This is a genomic window from Acuticoccus sp. (assembly GCF_965213555.1).
In the GTDB taxonomy this organism is placed as follows: Bacteria; Pseudomonadota; Alphaproteobacteria; order Rhizobiales; family Amorphaceae; genus Acuticoccus.
Window position 1 is genome coordinate 1,964,901 of the sequence record NZ_OZ243890.1, and the last position, 17,109, is coordinate 1,982,009.

The 17,109-nt window shown below is 72.3% G+C and carries 20 protein-coding genes and 1 pseudogene; 8 read left to right on the forward strand and 13 right to left on the reverse strand.

What is annotated here, in order from left to right; translation table 11 throughout:
- Positions 1–62: 62 nt before the first annotated feature.
- Positions 63–590, reverse strand: coding sequence for a DUF421 domain-containing protein (locus ACOOE8_RS09365; RefSeq protein ID WP_420394541.1), 528 nt, complete (start codon positions 588–590; stop codon positions 63–65).
- 157 nt (positions 591–747) lie between these two features.
- Between ACOOE8_RS09365 and ACOOE8_RS09370 the strand changes: the two genes are divergently transcribed.
- Entirely contained in the window at positions 748–1,182 is a 435-nt protein-coding gene (locus ACOOE8_RS09370) for a hypothetical protein (protein ID WP_420394542.1), read from the forward strand.
- Positions 1,183–1,224: 42 nt separating this feature from the next.
- Here ACOOE8_RS09370 and ACOOE8_RS09375 read toward each other — a convergent pair whose 3' ends face one another.
- On the reverse strand, positions 1,225–2,604 hold the full coding sequence (locus tag ACOOE8_RS09375; protein ID WP_420394543.1) for a hypothetical protein: 1,380 nt from the start codon (positions 2,602–2,604) through the stop codon (positions 1,225–1,227).
- Between the two features lie 93 nt (positions 2,605–2,697).
- Positions 2,698–3,309, reverse strand: coding sequence for a DUF1134 domain-containing protein (locus tag ACOOE8_RS09380; protein WP_420394544.1), 612 nt, complete (start codon positions 3,307–3,309; stop codon positions 2,698–2,700).
- Positions 3,310–3,423: 114 nt separating this feature from the next.
- Here ACOOE8_RS09380 and ACOOE8_RS09385 point away from each other — a divergent pair, with 114 nt between their 5' ends.
- Positions 3,424–4,029, forward strand: coding sequence for a histidine phosphotransferase family protein (locus ACOOE8_RS09385; RefSeq protein WP_420394545.1), 606 nt, complete (start codon positions 3,424–3,426; stop codon positions 4,027–4,029).
- A 36-nt stretch (positions 4,030–4,065) separates the two neighbouring features.
- On the opposite strand, the gene ctrA is transcribed toward ACOOE8_RS09385, so the two are convergent.
- Complete coding sequence (gene ctrA / locus ACOOE8_RS09390; RefSeq protein WP_420394546.1) at positions 4,066–4,767, reverse strand: response regulator transcription factor CtrA; 702 nt, start codon at positions 4,765–4,767, stop codon at positions 4,066–4,068.
- Between the two features lie 520 nt (positions 4,768–5,287).
- Here ctrA and ACOOE8_RS09395 point away from each other — a divergent pair.
- Entirely contained in the window at positions 5,288–5,653 is a 366-nt protein-coding gene (locus ACOOE8_RS09395) for a hypothetical protein (RefSeq protein ID WP_420394547.1), read from the forward strand.
- Positions 5,654–5,673: 20 nt separating this feature from the next.
- Here the strand turns inward: ACOOE8_RS09395 and ACOOE8_RS09400 are convergent, their stop codons facing one another.
- The 9 genes and pseudogenes from ACOOE8_RS09400 to lgt form a co-directional block, all read right to left on the reverse strand.
- Complete coding sequence (locus ACOOE8_RS09400) at positions 5,674–6,501, reverse strand: hypothetical protein (RefSeq protein WP_420394548.1); 828 nt, start codon at positions 6,499–6,501, stop codon at positions 5,674–5,676.
- Positions 6,498–7,805, reverse strand: coding sequence for a hypothetical protein (locus tag ACOOE8_RS09405; RefSeq protein ID WP_420394549.1), 1,308 nt, complete (start codon positions 7,803–7,805; stop codon positions 6,498–6,500). Before ACOOE8_RS09405 ends, ACOOE8_RS09400 begins: the two co-directional genes overlap by 4 nt.
- Before the next feature lie 19 nt (positions 7,806–7,824).
- Positions 7,825–8,757: a ribose-phosphate pyrophosphokinase gene (locus ACOOE8_RS09410; RefSeq protein WP_420394550.1), complete on the reverse strand. Its 933-nt coding sequence runs from the start codon at positions 8,755–8,757 to the stop codon at positions 7,825–7,827.
- A 126-nt stretch (positions 8,758–8,883) separates the two neighbouring features.
- Positions 8,884–9,378 carry a hypothetical protein gene (locus tag ACOOE8_RS09415; RefSeq protein WP_420394551.1) on the reverse strand — a complete coding sequence of 165 codons (495 nt, stop codon included), beginning with the start codon at positions 9,376–9,378 and terminating at the stop codon, positions 8,884–8,886.
- Positions 9,375–10,526 (reverse strand): M24 family metallopeptidase, encoded by a 1,152-nt coding sequence (locus ACOOE8_RS09420; RefSeq protein ID WP_420394552.1) that lies wholly within the window; start codon positions 10,524–10,526, stop codon positions 9,375–9,377. Before ACOOE8_RS09420 ends, ACOOE8_RS09415 begins: the two co-directional genes overlap by 4 nt.
- A 3-nt stretch (positions 10,527–10,529) precedes the next feature.
- Complete coding sequence (gene pgeF / locus ACOOE8_RS09425) at positions 10,530–11,318, reverse strand: peptidoglycan editing factor PgeF (RefSeq protein ID WP_420394553.1); 789 nt, start codon at positions 11,316–11,318, stop codon at positions 10,530–10,532.
- Positions 11,319–11,349: 31 nt separating this feature from the next.
- On the reverse strand, positions 11,350–11,799 hold the full coding sequence (locus ACOOE8_RS09430) for an SAM-dependent methyltransferase (protein ID WP_420394554.1): 450 nt from the start codon (positions 11,797–11,799) through the stop codon (positions 11,350–11,352).
- Between the two features lie 128 nt (positions 11,800–11,927).
- Positions 11,928–12,362, reverse strand: a pseudogene (locus tag ACOOE8_RS09435) (SAM-dependent methyltransferase); the annotation flags it as partial.
- Between the two features lie 65 nt (positions 12,363–12,427).
- Positions 12,428–13,315 (reverse strand): prolipoprotein diacylglyceryl transferase, encoded by an 888-nt coding sequence (gene lgt / locus ACOOE8_RS09440; RefSeq protein WP_420394555.1) that lies wholly within the window; start codon positions 13,313–13,315, stop codon positions 12,428–12,430.
- 118 nt (positions 13,316–13,433) lie between these two features.
- Here lgt and ACOOE8_RS09445 point away from each other — a divergent pair, with 118 nt between their 5' ends.
- From ACOOE8_RS09445 to ACOOE8_RS09465, 5 genes are all read left to right on the forward strand, one after another.
- Positions 13,434–13,733 carry an accessory factor UbiK family protein gene (locus ACOOE8_RS09445; RefSeq protein WP_420394556.1) on the forward strand — a complete coding sequence of 100 codons (300 nt, stop codon included), beginning with the start codon at positions 13,434–13,436 and terminating at the stop codon, positions 13,731–13,733.
- Positions 13,734–13,899: 166 nt separating this feature from the next.
- Entirely contained in the window at positions 13,900–14,403 is a 504-nt protein-coding gene (locus ACOOE8_RS09450; protein WP_420394557.1) for a YbjN domain-containing protein, read from the forward strand.
- Positions 14,400–15,251: a pyrroline-5-carboxylate reductase gene (proC, locus tag ACOOE8_RS09455; protein WP_420394558.1), complete on the forward strand. Its 852-nt coding sequence runs from the start codon at positions 14,400–14,402 to the stop codon at positions 15,249–15,251. Before ACOOE8_RS09450 ends, proC begins: the two co-directional genes overlap by 4 nt.
- 221 nt (positions 15,252–15,472) lie before the next feature.
- Positions 15,473–16,366: a TetR family transcriptional regulator gene (locus tag ACOOE8_RS09460; RefSeq protein WP_420394559.1), complete on the forward strand. Its 894-nt coding sequence runs from the start codon at positions 15,473–15,475 to the stop codon at positions 16,364–16,366.
- Positions 16,363–16,704, forward strand: a complete 342-nt coding sequence (locus ACOOE8_RS09465) for a tRNA-binding protein (RefSeq protein WP_420394560.1) — start codon at positions 16,363–16,365, stop codon at positions 16,702–16,704. The genes ACOOE8_RS09460 and ACOOE8_RS09465 overlap by 4 nt, the downstream gene beginning before the upstream one ends.
- Positions 16,705–17,109: the final 405 nt, after the last annotated feature.

A 17,109-nucleotide genomic window follows, 5' to 3' on the forward strand; every position in this document is an offset into this window, starting at 1 on the left:
CACCAAGCGTCGCCACCCCGCTGCAACGGAGGTCGCGTACAGACGGTACTCGACGCCACGGGTCAGACCGAGGTGTCGAGCTCCGACAGCGGCCGTCCCTTGGCGTCCGGCGCGTCCGGGATGACGCTGAGGTCGCCGGTCGGCTCGAGGACAACGGCATGGACGCTGCCGATGTCGGACAGCCCGGACCGACGCACCGCGCTCATGACGTCCGCCTCGGCGAGGCGCGCGCCGTGCATGGCGTCGTCGAGGAACTTGCCGCGGTGGACGACGAGGGTCGGCTCCGACTTCACCGCGCGGCGCACGATCGGCACGCGCGAGGCGAGCCAGGCGACCGCCGTCTGCAGCGCGACGAGCACCACGAGCGCGGTGAGGCCGACGGACAGCGGCGTCGACTGCGAGACGATCATCGACGCGAGGATCGACCCCAGCGCGACGTTGACCACGAAGTCGAAGGCGTTCATGTCCGCGAGCGTGCGCTTGCCGGCCACGCGCAGCACGAGGATGGTCGCCGAGTAGGCGACCACGGCGGCGATGGCGACGCCGACGAGGCGGCTGGGCGAGGCGGCGATGTCGGGGAGCGCATCCATGATGGGTCAACGCGGCCGAGGGCGCCCGGTTCATCCGGTGGCGCGGCGGGAAAGGGACGGCGAGAGACGCTCGGGCCTGGGGACGCTCGCCGCGAGCGTCCTCATCGTTGCGACGTGCGGCCCTGCTGCAGCCTGGGAGGTCAGCGGCACGCGCGTCATGGCGAGTCCGAAGGAGACCAACGCCGCGGTCGAGGCGGTCGTGCTGTCCTGCCGTCGCGACTTCACCATCGCCGTCCTGACGCCGAACGGCCGGCTGCGCCCCAAGCGCGAGCGGCGCGAGGAGGAGGCGCTGTTCGACGTCATCTTCGGCCGCGCCGAGGCGGTGGTTGACGGCGCGGCCCACGACATCGGCGTCGGTGGCGCTGGCGGCGAGGCCACGGTGACGCTGTTCGCGCGCGAGGCGGACGCGCTGCTCGCCGCGTTGCACGACGGGCGCACGCTCACGCTGCGCTTCGACATCCTGCCGGAGACCGCCAAGGACGGCGGCGGGCTCGAGACGGTGGCCTCGTTCGACCTTGCGGGCTTGTCAAGCGCGATGGCGGCGGCGGGGCCGGCCTGCCGCGACCCGGCGCCCGGCCCGCCCTCCCCGTGAGCGGGCACCGCGTCGGGCCGCCTCGGCGGCGGCGGCAGCGGGTCAGGCGTCGGTTTTGGCGCGCGCGGCCTTGAACGCGCGGATGCGCTCGGCGAGCGAGGGCTCGGCGACTTCGGGGACTGACGCCTCTCCCTCAACCTCGCGCAGGAAGCGGTCGGCGAGGTCGCGCAGCGCGGCACGCAGGGGAGCGAGGCTCGCCTCGTCGAGCGCGGGGCCGCGAGCCGCCCTCAGCCGCTCGTTCTCCTGCGCGAGGGCGGCGAGGTCGGCACGCGCCGCGGCGAGCTCCTCCGCGAGCGCCGGAGCTTCCGCTGGCGGCTCGCCGGCGTGCCGGCGCAGCGCCTCGAGCTCCTGGAGCAGCGTCCCGTTCTCGGCGCGCACCTTCTCGAGGCGTCCCTCGAGGGCGGCGGCGCGGGCCAATGCCTCTTCGAGCGCCGCGGCGTGCACCTTGGCATCCGGTGTCGGCGTGACCGCCACGCCGTCGCCCTTCGCCGTACCCTCCGCCCGCTCCAGCGCGGCCTCGGCCGCCTCGGCGCGCTCGGCGAGCGCGCGAAGCTCGCCGCTTTGCTCGCGCAGCCGCTCCTCGATCGCGTAGACCTTCTGCAGGCGCAGCTCGAGCAGCGCCTCGCGGCGCTCGATCTCGGTGCGCAAGGAGCCCTCGATCCTCTCGTGGTCGCGGACGGTACCGCGCAGGCCCTCGAGCTCGTAGGCGAGGCGAGAGAGCTGCCCGTTGGCGAGGCGCTCGCGCTCGCCCACCGCATGGAGCGCAGCGGTGAGGCGGGTGACCTCGGCGCCGTCGTCCTCGTCGGCCGCTCGCGGCTCCAGCGCGGCGCGCAGCTCCGCGATGGTGCCGTCGCGCTCGGCGAGCGCGACACGCAGCTCGGCGACGTCCGACGAGGCGTCGGCGTCCGTCCGGTTGGCAAGCTGTTCACGAAGCTGGTCGCGCTCGCGCATTGCCTGGACGAGCTCGCTGCGGGCGGCGGTGAGCTCGTCGGACGCCGGTGCGTCGCGCTCGGCGGCGCTGCGGTCCGCCGCGGCGAGCGTCGCCTTGAGGGAGGCGATGGCCTCGCCCTGGTCGGCCTCACGGCGCTTGAGCGCGGCGACCTCAGCATTCAGCGCATCCACGTCCGTCGACGCCCCGGCGCGGGCCCGGTCCGCCGGCGGCGTCGCACCGTCGCCCAGCACCGCGCCAGCGCCCGCGGCGGCGCTCCGGGTCAGCGCCTCCGCGAGCCTGTGCTCGAGCGCTGCGACCTCGACGGCGTGGTTCGCCCGAAGCACGTCCTTCTCGGCCTGCAGCGCAGCCTCCTGCGCGGACACGTCGAGGCGTGAGCGACCGCCGAGCCGCGCGAAGAGCGCCAGGACCACGAACAGGAGGACGGCGCCGACGATGAGCCCGGGGACGACAAGCCCGCTCGAAATGTCCATCGATCACCTTCGGACCCGACGCGTTACGCTCCGTCCATACGCAAAGGGGATCGCAGTGTCACGGCCGCGCCCCCGCGAGGACGAGGGCCGTCGTCAGAACGGGTTCCAGGTCGGCTGCGGCGTGAACTTCAGGTAGCCGGCGTTGACGCCGAGGCGCACCCCGACCCCGGTCCGCACCGGAACGATGACGATCTCGTCGGCGGCGAGCACGTTCATCGCAAGCCCGCCGACGAGGTAGGCGGAGCCCTCGACGCCGCCGAAGCGCTGCATGATGTCCTGCGGCGAGCGCAGGTGGTAGACGAGCATCATCACCCGCGCCCCCGAGCCGCCGAAGTCCCAGCCGAGCGAGGGGCCCTGCCAGAACACCTTGTGGCGTCCCATGGCGCGCGTCGTGAGGACGCCCTCGCCATAGCGCAACCCCCCGATGATCGCGCCGGACGCCTCCTCGCCGAGGACGTAGCCGTTGGGCAGCCCAAGGCTCTGCGTCATCGTCTCGATGGCCTGGGCGAGACCGCCCGAGGTCTGACCGAAGAAGGCGTGCCCGGCGGTGACGAGCTCCTCCTCGGAGTAGCTCGTCCCGGGCGGGACGGGCGCGGGCTGCGTCGCCACGGCGGGGCGCAGGTCGTAGGTCTGGGCCTGCGCCGCGGGGGGCGCGAGGGCGACCGCCGCGAGCGCGGCGGCGGCGCAAAGAACTGTCCGCAACATGGTGCACCTCGAGGTGTTGGCTTCCGTTCGTGTGGGCCGCGTGCCACCACTCGTCCCCGCCGCGCGGACCCGAGGGGCAGGGCCCCACCACGCGCGCCTTGGGGTGGACGAACGATGCCGAGCGACCTTGACCTTGCGAGCCTGCTCGCCTCGCGCCTGTGCCACGACGTCGTCGGACCCGTCGGCGCGATCCAGAACGGCCTGGAGCTGATGGCCGAGGATCAGTCCATGACGGCGATGGCGATCGACCTCATCAGGAAGAGCGCCGAGCAGGCCACCGCCAAGCTGCAGTACGCGCGCATGGCCTACGGCTCGGCGGGCGGTGCTGAGGCGCTCGACCCGGGAGAAGCAGGACGCCTCACCGCAGGCATGTTCGTCGGCGAGCGCGCGCGGCTCGACTGGACCTGGGACGGGCCGGCGGCGCCGCGTGTGCCCGTCAAGCTCGCCATGCTGATGGCGACCTTCGCGCTCGGCGCAGTCCCGCGCGGCGGAACCGTCAAGGTGGCTCATGCGGGCGAGACAGTCGCGGTGGTCGCGAGCGGCGAGGGGCAGCCCCTGCGCAGCCCGCCCTTCCTCGACGTGGTGTCGGAGGGCGGCGAGGCGAGCGATCCACGGGCCGTCCCGGCGCTCTGCATCCACCGGCTCGCCGCGAGCCTCGGCTGGCGCGTCGAGGCCACGGCCGACGCGGCGGCGCTTACCCTGCGCAGCGTGCCGGCCTGACGGGGCGGTCGCCGCACGCCTCGGCACGCCCGTCGCTCAGGCCAGCTCGCGGCGGACTTCGGGCTCCGGCTCACGCAGGACGTAGCCGCGCCCCCACACCGTCTCGATGTAGTTGCGCCCGCCCGTCGCCGCCGACAGCTTCTTGCGCAGCTTGCAAATGAAGACGTCGATGATCTTGAGCTCCGGCTCGTCCATGCCGCCGTAAAGGTGGTTGAGGAACATCTCCTTGGTCAGCGTCGTGCCCTTCCTGAGGGAAAGGAGCTCCAGCATCTGGTACTCCTTGCCCGTCAGGTGCACGCGCTGCCCATCCACGTCGACGGTCTTGGTGTCGAGGTTCACCGCGAGCTCGCCGGTGCGGATGATCGATTCCGCGTGGCCCTTCGAGCGCCGCACGATCGCGTTGATCCGGGCCACGAGCTCGTCCTTGTGGAACGGCTTGGTGAGGTAGTCGTCGGCGCCGAAGCCGAGGCCGCGCACCTTGTCCTCGATGTTGCCGAGGCCGGACAGGATCAGGATCGGCGTCTCGATCTTCGACACACGCAGCGTCCGCAGCACCTCGTAGCCCGACATGTCCGGCAAGTTGATGTCGAGCAGGATGATGTCGTAGTCGTAGAGCTTGCCGAGGTCGATGCCCTCCTCGCCAAGGTTCGTCGTGTAGACGTTGAACCGCTCGGAGTGCAGCATGAGCTCGATGCTTTGGGCGGTGGCGCTGTCGTCCTCGATCAGTAGAACGCGCATGCTGGTCCTCTCATGCGATCCGCCCGAGAGCGGCATCCATCTTCACTCGTACCCCTACCGTCGGTGCGGTCGGGCGAATCGGCGACGTCCCAGTGTTACCAAAACCGTCGACCGGCCCGAGGCACGCCCCACCGTTGTCCAGGGCTTTGCGGGGTTGTGCGGGGCGCAGCGGAACCATCGGCGGCGGCAGTAAACGATCCCTTAAGATCGTGCCTGGGCCGCTGGTGTGTTGCATTTCGGTAACGCGTCAAGGCGCACGAATCGGTTAAGCGGCGCCGGCACGAGGGTCCGTTCGATGCCCGCGGGATGGCCGGCGGAGCGCCCGTCATGGGTGCGTTCATCATGAACGGAAGGCGGGTCCGCCGGGGCGTCGAAGGGGTGAACGCGAGGCAAACGCGGCCCTCCCAGGCGCGGTCGCGCCGCAGTCGTTAACACGAGCGCTGGGTTTGGACCGAGGCTCCGAACGAAGTCGCAAGAAGGGGGGGCTAGGCTCGTCCCGTCACGCGATTGGGGGGCCAGGATGAAGCCGCGCGAGAGCACGATCCAAGCGAAGGAGTTCCAGGCGGCGGCCCTGCGTCGCCAGGTAGCGCAGTACGAGCGCATGATCGCGGACCTTGAGGTCATCGCCGTGGAGCTTGGCAAGCAGATCGAGGCGGAGGAGCGCCGGTCGGGCGTCAACGACCCGTCGAACTTCGCCTACTCCACGGTGGCACGCGCCGCCGGCGAGCGCCGCAAGAACCTCAGCGCCACCATCGCAGACCTCACCGACCGTGCGTCGCGCGCTGCCGACGAGCTCGTTGGGATCGACGGCTTCTTCGCCGCCCTCGCGTCCGCGGACGTCGGCGGCGGCGCGACCGACGGCACGATGGCGCGCTCGGCGGCCTGACGGGCTGATCGCAGCGCGCCTCACATGGGCGTCGCGGCCCGCTCGATGGCCGCCACGTTGAACAACGCGAACATCGTCCCGAACTCGTAGATCTGCTCCCCGCCGTACAGCGGGGCGATCGCGTGCGTGCGGGCCAGCATCCCCGTCACGTCCGCCATCGCGCGCAGGAGTGGCGGCGCGCCGAGGCGGGCGTTCTGCCGCGACAGGTTGGCCATGTAGGCGGCGAGCCCGTCGCGCCACAGCTCGCGCGACCAACGCGGGTCGTGCGAGGCGTGCCGGACCGCGCCGGGGCGTCCCCTGTAGAGCGGCAGCCCGGCCGAGAGGGCCATCACGGGGAGGGCGTAGTCCCACCACGGCATCCCGAAGGCGAGGCCGTCGAGCGTCACGGCCTCGAGCGCCGGCCGGCCGAAAACCACGACGTCGTAGCCCTGGGTGTAGGCGGGCCCGTGGCCGCATGCGAGGTTGCCGGTCTCGTGCCGTTGGAAGACGACGACGCCGTCGCGGGCGACCCTGAGGACGTCCGCGACCTCGCCGGCGTCGAGCGCCACGTAGGCGTCGGAGTTGGCGAGGGCGAACAGCGTCTCGCCCGTGCCGGCGAGGTGGCGCATCACGACGCCGAGGTCGACCAGCGGGCGGCGGAAGGGCGAGCCTGCGCGGGGGCCGAGGTCGACCACGCGGGCGAACGGGGCGGCGGTGGGCACCCCTGCCACCTCCTCGGCGTAGTTGAAGGCGGCGACCGCGCCGAACGCGTCGTGCAGCGAACGCACGCACATCGACTGGATCGCGTCGCCACCGTCCTCGCCGGGCGCAAGCCTCGGGGCCAGCGAGGTCGCGACGAGCGCCCTCACGGCGCGTTGAGCGCGAGGTTGACGAGCACGGCGGCGGCGCTCGCCAGCCGGTCCGCCCCGTCCGGCGCGAACCCCTCCGGCAGTCGCTCGCGGTCGAGCTCGACCCCGGACGGGCCGACGAAGGGTAGGCGCAGGGTCGGCCCCGCCGAGAGGTAGACGTAGCCCGTCGGCGTCGTCCTGCGAACCGGCCGGTCGACGACGAGCTCGCCCGCCGTCGGGCCGACGCGCGCCTGGAGGCGGTGGAAGAACGCCTCGCCGACGAACGCGTTGAGCGCCGTCGCCCGCCGCACCCCCTCGGCGCCCACCGTGTCCGCGTGCAGCGCGCTGAGCACCTGCGACCCGGCGACCGGCGATGCGCGCCGCCGCAGGGCGGCCAGCGCCGCGTCCACCTCGTCGCGCGGTCCCGCCACCGGCGCGAAGCCGAGCGGTAGGTCGCGGTCCGAGAAGAACCCCGTCGCGCCCACCGCGTGGACGGCGTAGGTGAACGAGCGCCCCCCGTCCTCGCGTCCCTCGACGATGCCGCGCAGCGCTAGGGGCACCGTCACGGAGATGTCGAAGCCGATGCCCTCGCGCGTCTGCAGCGCCGCAGTCGCCGGCATCACGATCAGGGACAGGGTGTGGAACTCGCCGTGCCGCGCGACGACCGTGGGCACGACGCCGCCCGCCACCGTGACCTGGGCAAGGGCGAGGAGCTCGGGCAGGTGCATCATGCCGACGGTGAGGTCGACGCGCACCAAGGGCACGTTGCGCGCTGTGAACGCCTCCATGACCTCGCCGAAGCCGAGGCGCATGACCGGCTCCGGCCCTTGCCAGCGCATGTAGGTGCCGCGCGACTGCTCCGCCGCGTAGACCCCCTCGCCGTGCCACGGCTGGAGGAGGCTCACGCCGACGCCGACGAGCTTGGGGGCGTTCGCCGGGTCCTGGGCGTCGAGCGCGGCGGCGAACAGGGCGGCCGCCGGCGAGCGGGTCGCCACCCACAGGAGCTGGTGCGCCGCGCGGTCGAGGACGATCCGGCCCGACCGCCACAGGAACTCCCGCTCGCCGAACGCCGCGGCAAGGCGCGACAGGACGGAGGGGGCGAGCGCGAACGTCCCGCCGTCCTCCGGCTCGACGAGGAGGAGGCCGTCGACCCCCGCTTCGGCCGCCTGAAGGAGGACGTCCCACGTTGCTGCCGCGACGACGCGGCCCGTCCGCGCGCCGTCCGTCGGGGCGGGGCCGAGCGCCGGCATCGCCGACGTCTCGAGCGCGTAGCCGGCCGACGCGGCAGCGAGGTGGAGCCGCTCGGGCGTCAGGTAGTGCGTCACGGTCCGCCCCGGCTGGGGGTCAGTCGAACAGGCTCGACACCGACTTCTCGAGCGCGGTGCGCGAGATCGCCTCGCCGATGAGCGGCGCGATGGAGACGACGCGCAGGCGCTTCGCCTCGCGCACCGCCTCGGTGACGGCGATGCTGTCGGAGATGACGAGCTCCTCGAGTCGCGAGGCCTCGATGCGCGCCACCGCGCCGCCCGACAGGACGCCGTGGGTGATGTAGGCTGACACGCGGTTGGCGTTCGCCGCGTGCAGCGCGTCGGCGGCGTTGCACAGCGTGCCGCCTGAATCCACGATGTCGTCGAACAGCAGGCAGTCCCGCCCGGCGACCTCGCCGATGATGTTCATGACCTCCGACTCGCCAGGCTGCTCACGGCGCTTGTCCACGATGGCGAGCGGCACGTCGATGCGCTTTGCGAGGTCGCGGGCGCGCACCACGCCGCCGACGTCGGGCGAGACGACCGTGAGGTTGTCGAGCCGGTAGCGCTCCTTGATGTCGCGGCTCATGACGGGGGCGATGTAAAGGTTGTCCGTCGGGATGTCGAAGAACCCCTGGATCTGCCCGGCGTGCAGGTCAACGGTGAGGACGCGGTCGGCGCCCGCGCGGGTGATCATGTTGGCGACGAGCTTGGCGGAGATGGGGGTGCGGCCGCCCATCTTCCGGTCCTGCCGCGCGTAGCCGTAGTACGGCACCACCGCCGTGATGCGCCGGGCCGACGCACGCAGGAGCGCGTCGATGAGGATGAGGAGCTCCATGAGGTTGTCGTTGGCCGGGTAGCTCGTGGACTGGATGACGAACACGTCCTCCCCGCGCACGTTCTCGCGGATCTCCACGAACACCTCCTGGTCGGCGAAGCGGCGGACGGCGACGGAGGTGAGCGGCAGGTCGAGGTAGGTGGAGATCGCCTCGGCAAGCGCGAGGTTGGAGTTTCCAGCAACGAGTTTCATGGCGCCATCCTGGAGGATCGCAGGGGAGCGCCTGACGCGCGCCTCGGTCCTTAGCAAATCGCAGCAGGGCTCGGAACGCCGCCCGGCCGCCTGGCGGACGCCGGCGAGCGGTGCGACATCCATGCCTCAGGCGTCGGCGTAGAGCCAGGCGCGCAGGAGGGCGGCGAGGCGGCGGGCGATGACGTCGAGGTCGGCGTCCTGCACCGAGGCCCAGGGGTCGCCGTCCGAGGCGTTGGAGCGCTTGCGGCCCGAGATCCTATGCAGCCGTCGGCCTGCAACATCGTGGACGTCGAAGACGTAGAACAGCACCGCGTTGTTGTCGTCGGAGACCGCGGTGAGGGTGCCCTCCACGGTGAACAGCGCCCGCCCCCCGGGCCGCTTGACGACGTTGAGGCCCTCGCGCTCGGCGCGCTGCCAGATGCGCACGAGGAGGTCGTCGCTGATGTTGCCGGGGATGCCCGGGAACGGGGCGAACGCGAAGGTCGCGGTGGCGGGCTCGGCGAGCGGTCGCGCAGGCGCCGCCATGCGTGGCGCGAGGCCGGTCGCGATGCCGGTGAGCTGCGGCGCCGCGCACGCCGACACGAGCGCGGCCAGCGCGAGGACGGCGAGCCGGCGCCTCATCGCCGCACGAAGGCTGGCGCGATCGCTGACAGCGGCTCGGCCTCCCCCTCCGTCGTGAGGTACGTGCGGCCGAGGCTCATCGCGGTCGCCTGCTCGACGTCGAGGACGATCATGTGGGCGAACAGCACCATGTTCGGCACGATCGCCGCCGAGTTGTCGTGGTAGAACATCGGCCACTGCATCCAGGACGGGGCGAACGCGGCGCCCAGCGAGTAGCCGCACGCGTTCAGCCGCAGCGAGCCCATACCATGGTCCTGGAGGACGCGGACGTGGGCGTCGAACACGTCGCCGAAGGTGTTGCCCTCGCGCATCGCTCCGTGGGCCGCCACGAGCGCGTCGGCGAGCGCGTGCCACATGGCCTCGTGCCGAGGCTTGGGCGTACCGACGACCACCGTGTCCATCATCGCGGCGTGGTAGTGCCGGTAGACGCCGGCGAACTCCAGCGTGAGCTGGTCGTCCGCATCCAGCGTGCGGCGTCCGGAGTGGTAACGCACCAGGAGCGCGTCCTTGCCCGAGCCGATGATGAACGGGTTCGCCGGAGGGTCGCCGCCGCCAGACAGGAGCGCGCCCTGCATCGCGGCATGGATCGCTCCCTCGTCCGCCCCGGGGGCCGCGAGGGCGACGCCGGCGCGCCAGGCATCGTCGGCGAGCGCGGCGGCTCGGCGCACGACTGCGATCTCGGCGGGCGACTTGACGCTGATGAGCCGCGGCACGAGCGCGGAGGCCTCGACCACCGTGGCGAAGCTCCGGAGCTGCTCCTCGAGGCGCTTGCCGTTCCTCGCCGTCAGCCCGTGCGTCTCGGTCTCCACGCCGAGGCGCGCGCCGAGGAGGTCCATCTCGAACAGGTGGTCCTTCAGCGCCTTGGCGGGGTCGACGCCGGCCCTGTCCGCCCAGACGACGATCTCCTCGACGATGGAGGTCTGCCGCGCCTGCCTGAGGTCCGGCGCGCGGGCGACGAGGGCGACGCGCCGTTCCTTCGTCACAACCATGCATTGGAAGAAGACGTAGCCGAAGCTGTCGTAGCCGGTGAGCCAGTACATCGACTCTTGGGCGAACAGCAGCATCGCGTCGAGCTTGTCGGCCGCCATCGCCTCCTGGAGGCGGTCCATGCGCGCGGCGAACTCGTCCCGGTCGAAGTGCAGCGCCATGGCTCAGGCCTCCAGGACGATCGCCGCGATGAGGCTGCCCTGGGCCGCCTCGCCGCGGTGGGTGCGGCGTCGGTGCGAGAAGAAGCGTGCCTCGTCGGCGTAGGTGTCGCGGCGCACGTCCTCCACGGTGGTGACGCCGGCGTGGGCGAGGCGCGCAGCGACGTAGCCCGGGAGGTCGAACATCATGCGTCCATCGCGCTCCGCGGGGCGCATGAGCGGTGCGAGGTCGATGCCCTCAGGCGTCCCCTGCCGCGCGGCGTCGACCACGTCGGCCCCCACCTCGTAGGACGCTTGGGCGATCGTCGGGCCGATGGCCGCGAGGGTGCGCGACGGGTCCGCACCGGCGGCTGCCATCGCCGCCAGCGTCGCCTCGAGGACACCGCCGATCGCGCCGCGCCAGCCTGCGTGCGCGGCACCGATGACGCCGGCCTGCGGATCGGCGAAGAGGACGGGTGCGCAGTCCGCCGTGCGGATGCCGAGCGCGACGCCGCGGGCGGTCGTGACCAAGCCGTCCGCGGCGGGACGTTCCGCGGTGGGCCCGGTCACGGTGTGCGCGACCGCCGAGTGCGTCTGGTGCAGCGTCACGAGGTGGTCCGACGCGACATCGAGCGCGCTGGCCACCCGCGCCATGTTTTCGGCGATGTTGCCGGGCTGGTCGCCGGAGGTCGTGCCGACGTTGAGCGAGGCGTAGGGGCCGGTGGAGACGCCGCCGCGCCTGGTGAAGAAGGCGTGGCGCAGGCCGGGTCGCCGCAGCGCGTCGGCGGCGATGGTCTCGAGCTCGGCTTGGGGCACCCCGGCCCTCCCCTGCGGTCGGGCGCTCCTATCAGCCCTCGCGAGCCCCCACAACCGCGAAGCCTGGTGGCGGCTCGGGCCGCCCGGTCAGCGCCAGCGCCTTGAACAGCGCGCCCATCTCGCCCTCGCCGTCGCCGGCGAGCCGTCGCACCGCCGCGGTGAGCGCGGACCGCTCCACCTCGCCCGCCGCCGCGCCGAGCGCGCCCGCCCGCTCTAGGAGCCCCAGCGCGAGGAGGAGGTCGCCCTGGCCGACCGGCCCGTGCACCGCCGCGCCCGCGCCCCGCGCCGCCGCGGCGAGGGCCGCGAAGTCGACGTGGGCGGACAGATCCGCCTCGCCCGGCCGGTCGAGGACGTCGACCGGGGCGTGGGCGCGCACCGCCTGGAGGGTCTCCCCCTCGCCCGGACCCGCGTAGCCGTAGTCGACGAGGAGGGCGAGGCCGGCCCCGTGGCGTGCGAGCGTCGCGGCGATCTCGGCGACCATCGCCTCGGCGGCCGGGCCGCAGCTCGCGCACCGCGCCCTCCGGCGCCTCGGCCGGCCATTGCCACAGGGAACGGGCTGAGGCCGAAGGCGAGGCGGCCGTCCGCGAGGCCGACGGTGCGCTCGTGCCACCGCCCGCTCCGCCGCACGATCTGGCGGATCGGCAGCGCGTCGAAGAACTCGTTGGCGAGGAGGTAGATCGGCCGCTCGTCCGGCGCACGGTCGGCCCATCGCAGGCACGGATGGAGCGGTTCGAGGCGCGTGCGCTGGGCCGCGCGCAGGCGCTCCGAGGCCTCGACGAGGACGACGCGGCTCGCCTCGAGGAAGCCGGGCGCGCCGGCCGCGACGCGCAGGACGTCGGCCATCAAGGTGCCCCGTCCGGGCCCGAGCTCGACGAGGTCGATGCGGGCAGGGCTGCCGTCCGCGATCCAGCGCTCGACGAGGAGGGCGCCGAGCAGCTCGCCGAACATCTGGCTGACCTCCGGTGCCGTCACGAAGTCGCCGGCCGCGCCGAACGGCTCGCGCCGCGCGTAGTACCCGTCCGGATCGGTGAGGCACGCCGCCATGTACTGCGCCACGGTGATCGGTCCGGTGAGCGCGATGCGGCGGCGCAGGCGCTCCTCGACCGGCGTCACGCGCGGGCCGGCGCGGCGGCGTACGCCGGTCGCGCCAGCGCCCAGGCGACCACCGCGCCGCCGATGAGCACCATCGGCGCGGACAGGACCATCCCCATGGTGACCGGACCGAACAGGAAGCCGAGCTGGGGGTCGGGCATGCGGAACACCTCGCCCACGATGCGGGCGGCGCCGTAGCCCGTGCCGAACAGGCCCAGCGCGAGCCCCGGTCGTCGCAACGCGCCGAGCCCCACGGCGATGACGAGGAGGGCGAACAGCACGAGCCCCTCCAGCGCGGCCTGGTAGAGCTGGCTCGGGTGGCGCGCCACGGCGTCGGCCGCGAACACCCATGTCCCGCTCGCCCGGTCGTACCCTTCCGGGAACACCATCGCCCAGGGGACGTCCGCGGGCCTGCCGTAGAGCTCGCCGTTCACGAAGTTCGCGAGGCGGCCGAAGAACAGCCCGATGGGAACCACCACCGCCATGACGTCGAACACGGCGACGGGCGAGACGCGGTTCAGCCTCGAGTAGGCGAGCACCGCGACGAGGACGCCGACGAGCCCACCATGGAAGGCCATCCCGCCGTCCATCAGGCGCAGGATGCGCACGGGGTCGGCGACGTAGGTCGGCAGGTCGTAGACGAGGACGTAGCCGAGCCGCCCGCCGAGGATGATGCCGAGCGTCACCCAGGTGACGAGGTCGTCCGCGTCCCGCACGCCGGGACGAGGGCGGCCGCCCCACAGCGCGTCCGCGCGCACCAGGCGACGCGCGATCGCCCAGCCGGCGAGGATCCCCGCGATGTAGGCGAGCGCGTACCACCGGATCGGCAGGTCCCAGTCGAGGCCCGGCACCGGGATGACGAACGCGTTGGGATCGAACGCCGGGAACGGCAGGACGGGCAGCATGGCGCTTCTCGTGGTCTCGGTTATCGGCTATCGCGGCAGGGCGCGACGGGACTGTGACGACGTGCGCCGGCCCGACGGCGACGGCCCGACAGCCCCCAGCCCAAGCCCGGAGAGCGCCATGACCCAGACCAACAATCGCCTGATCGACGAGATCGCCCGCCTCGCGACGGACGCTGCGGCCGTCGCCCAGGGCGCGCGGCGCGAGGTGGAGACCGTCGTGCGCGCGCAGATCGAGCGGCTGCTCGCCGAGGCGAACGTGGTGCCGCGCGACGAGTTCGAGGCGGTGAAGGCGATCGCCGTGCGCGCCGCGGACGAGGCCGACGCCCTGCGCGCGCGGGTCGAGGCGCTCGAGGCGATCCACAAGGCGTCCCAGCACGCCGGCGGCCATGAGGCGGGCCTGCCGGGGCAAGCCTCGTGACGGTTCCGGCCGTGGAACCGGGACCCCTCCACCTTTCCATGCCGCACCTTATCTGATCTCCTGCCGGCGAGAGCGCGGGATTCGATCACCTTCCTGCCGCTGCGCGTCGCCCCAAGCGCGGGTGCCCGTCCGGGCCCCTCACCCCCGCGCGCTGAAAGGATCAGCGATGAGCTTGATCGACTACGACGAACTGAGCGAGACCGCCAATCCCATCGACCGTATCGAGGAGGTCGCCAACGGCAACGACTGGACCTACGAGCGGGCGGGCGACGACGAGATCACGATCTCCATCTCCGGGCGGTGGAGCGCCTACCACGTGGCGTTCACCCACATGGACGAGTTCGATTCGCTGCACGTGGCGGTGGCGTTTGATCTGAAGGTGACCGAGCCGCGGCAGACCGAGGTGATGCGGTTGCTCGCGCTCGTCAACGAGCGCATGTGGATGGGCCACTTCGACCTGTGGTCAAAGGAGGGGGTGGTGATCTTTCGCCACACCCAGCTCCTCGTGGGTGATGAGGTGCCGGCCTCGGCCCACGTCCAGGCGCTGCTGTCGCACGCCGTAGAGACGTGCGACGCGCACTATCAGGCGTTCCAGTTCGTCGTTTGGGCCGGCAAGACCGCGGCGGAGGCGCTGGAGGGGGCGCTGTTCGAGACCGCCGGCGAGGCGTGAGCGGGGAGGCGACGTTCGAGGACGCGGCACCCGCGCGACGGGTGGAGCCGTCGCCCGCCCGTCCGCTCGTCCTTGTCGGCGCGGGCAAGATGGGCGGCGCGCTGCTGGAGGGCTGGCTCGCCGCGGGCTTCGATCCTCGCGCGCTCGTGGTCGTCGAGCCGAGCCCCGACCCCGAGCAGGCCGCCCTGACCGCGCCCGGCCTCACCGTCGTCGCCGAGCCGCCCCGGCGGCCGGCCCACACGCTGGTGCTCGCCGTCAAGCCGCAGGTCATGGACGAGGCGCTGAGCGCGCTGGGCCAGGCGGCGGACGAGCGCACCCTCGTCGTCTCCATCGCCGCGGGCATCACCATCGCAAGGCTCGGTGAGTTCGCTTCCGGACCCATCGTGCGCGCGATCCCCAACACGCCGGCGGCCATCGGCGAGGGCATGACCGCGGCCGTCGCCGCCGGGGCGAGCGAGGCGGACGTGGCGTTCGCCGACCGGCTCCTGGGCGCCGTCGGGCGGGTCGCGTGGGTCGAGGACGAGGCGCTCATCGACGTCGCGACCGCGGTGTGCGGGTCTGGACCCGCCTACGTCTTCCACCTTGCCGAGGCGCTGGCGAGCGCCGGCGCGGCCGAAGGCTTGCCGCCCGACGTCGCCGCGATGCTGGCGCGCCAGACGGTGGTCGGCGCCGGTGCGCTCCTTGGGCGCAGCGCGCTTGATCCGGCCACGCTGCGCCGCAATGTGACCTCTCCGGGAGGCACCACCGCGGCCGCGCTCTGCGTCCTCGCCGACACCGGCGCGCTGACGGAGCTCATGACCCGCGCCGTCCACGCCGCGACGGTGCGCTCCCGCGAGCTCGGCCGCTAGAGCATCCTGGGTCCTCTCAGACCCAGATAAGATGCTCTAGCTTCTTGACCAAGAGCGGTCTTTTTGGGGTTTGGTGGTTCCACCTAACCCCAAACCGCTCTAGGCGCCGTCGCGTGATCGGAGCGCGCGGCTCCGGGCGCGAGCGTCATCGTGCGTTCGGGGGCGACCTCGCGCCGGATCCCCTCCGGACGTGAGGCGCCCTCGCCAAAGGGAGGATCGGCGTGTCGCCGCGTGACCGCATCATCGACGCCACATTCGGCCTCATCGGCGAGCGCCCCTTCGACAGGGTGACGCTCCAGGCCATCGCGGATGCCGCGGGGGTCAGCCTTGCCGCGCTCGCCTCCGAGTTCCCGACCCGCGGGCACATCCTCGATGCGTTCGTGCGGCGGATCGACGACGAGGTCCTCGCCGGCGAGTACGGCGACATGGCCGACGAGGCGCCGCGCGAGCGCCTGTTCGACGTTTTGATGGCGCGCCTCGACGCGCTGCGGCCGCACCGCGCGGCGATCCGCTCGCTCGCCCGCTCGGCCCGCGCCGACCCGGCGCTGGGGCTCGCGCTCAACGGCATGGCGGTGCGCTCGCAGGCTTGGATGCTGGCGGCCGCGGGCATCGGGATCGGCGGCTGGCGCGGGCGGCTCGCGGCGCAGGGCCTCGCGGTCGCCTTCGCCCGCGTGCTGCGCGTCTTCGTCGAGGAGGACGACCCTGGCCTGCCGCGCACCATGGCGGCCCTCGACCGCGAGCTGCGCCGCGCCGAGGAGCGGCACGGTCGCTTCGCGCGCTGGTTCGGCCCAGCGGTGCAGCCACGGGCGGCGGCGAGCGCTGCCGACGTGCCGTTCCCGGAGGAGGCGATGCCCGCCGCCGCGGCCGAACCCCTCGACCCGACCGTCCCCCCACGGGCCGATCCGGCCGCCGGGACGAGCCCCGCCGCGCCTGCCGACGTCCTCGCCCCAGCCGCCGCCACCTCGGTCGAGGACGGGCAGGAGCTGCCGGCGTCCGTCGACGCCACGCTGTCGCCGGCCGATCGGCCACCGGCCGCAGCGCCGAACACAACCGTTGACACGGCGGAGGAGCCGGATGACGACGGTGCTACCGGAGGGGACCCGAGCCGAGCATGACCGCGACGACCTCGTTCGACACCTTCCTCGAGGTCGACGTGCGGGTCGGCACCGTCGTGTCCGCCGAGCCGTTCCCGGAGGCCCGCAAGCCCGCGATCAAGCTCACCATCGACTTCGGCCCCGAGGTCGGCGTGAAGCGCTCGTCGGCGCAGATCACCGAGCACTACGCGCCGGACGACCTCGTCGGGCGCAAGGTGATGGCGGTGGTGAACTTCCCGCCACGCCAGATCGGCCCCTTCATGTCGCAGGTCCTCACGCTCGGCTTCGCCGACGCCGCCGGCGCCATCGTCCTCGCCGTGCCGGACGGCGACGTGCCCGACGGCGCACGCCTGATGTAAGACCGCGTTGCGCTCCAAGCATCTCAAAGCACGCGCCTTCTGAACGCGTCCCGTTCCAAGCAGTCAACGCCTCGAACACAACATCGCCGAGCGACAAGTCTCAAAAGTGTGGAATAAGTAGCATAAATGATATGCGGGACTTTTATACCAGCAGTGTGCGTCAGGATGGAGACTTTGGGGTCTTTGTTGAGTGTGATGATGTTACATGTTTTTTTACGCGCGCGATATGAACGCCGATGTGGGAAATGGGATTATGCTAGCGTTTGAACTTGAGTATCCTGACGTGTTAGATTTAACAGACAAACTTATGTTGAGGTGGGATAAGCATCAAAGTACCGTAGCGTTTTTCGTTGAAGGTAGAGTTCTTGGTGCATTTGATTTTGGGTTAATGTTGGGGTGCTCTTC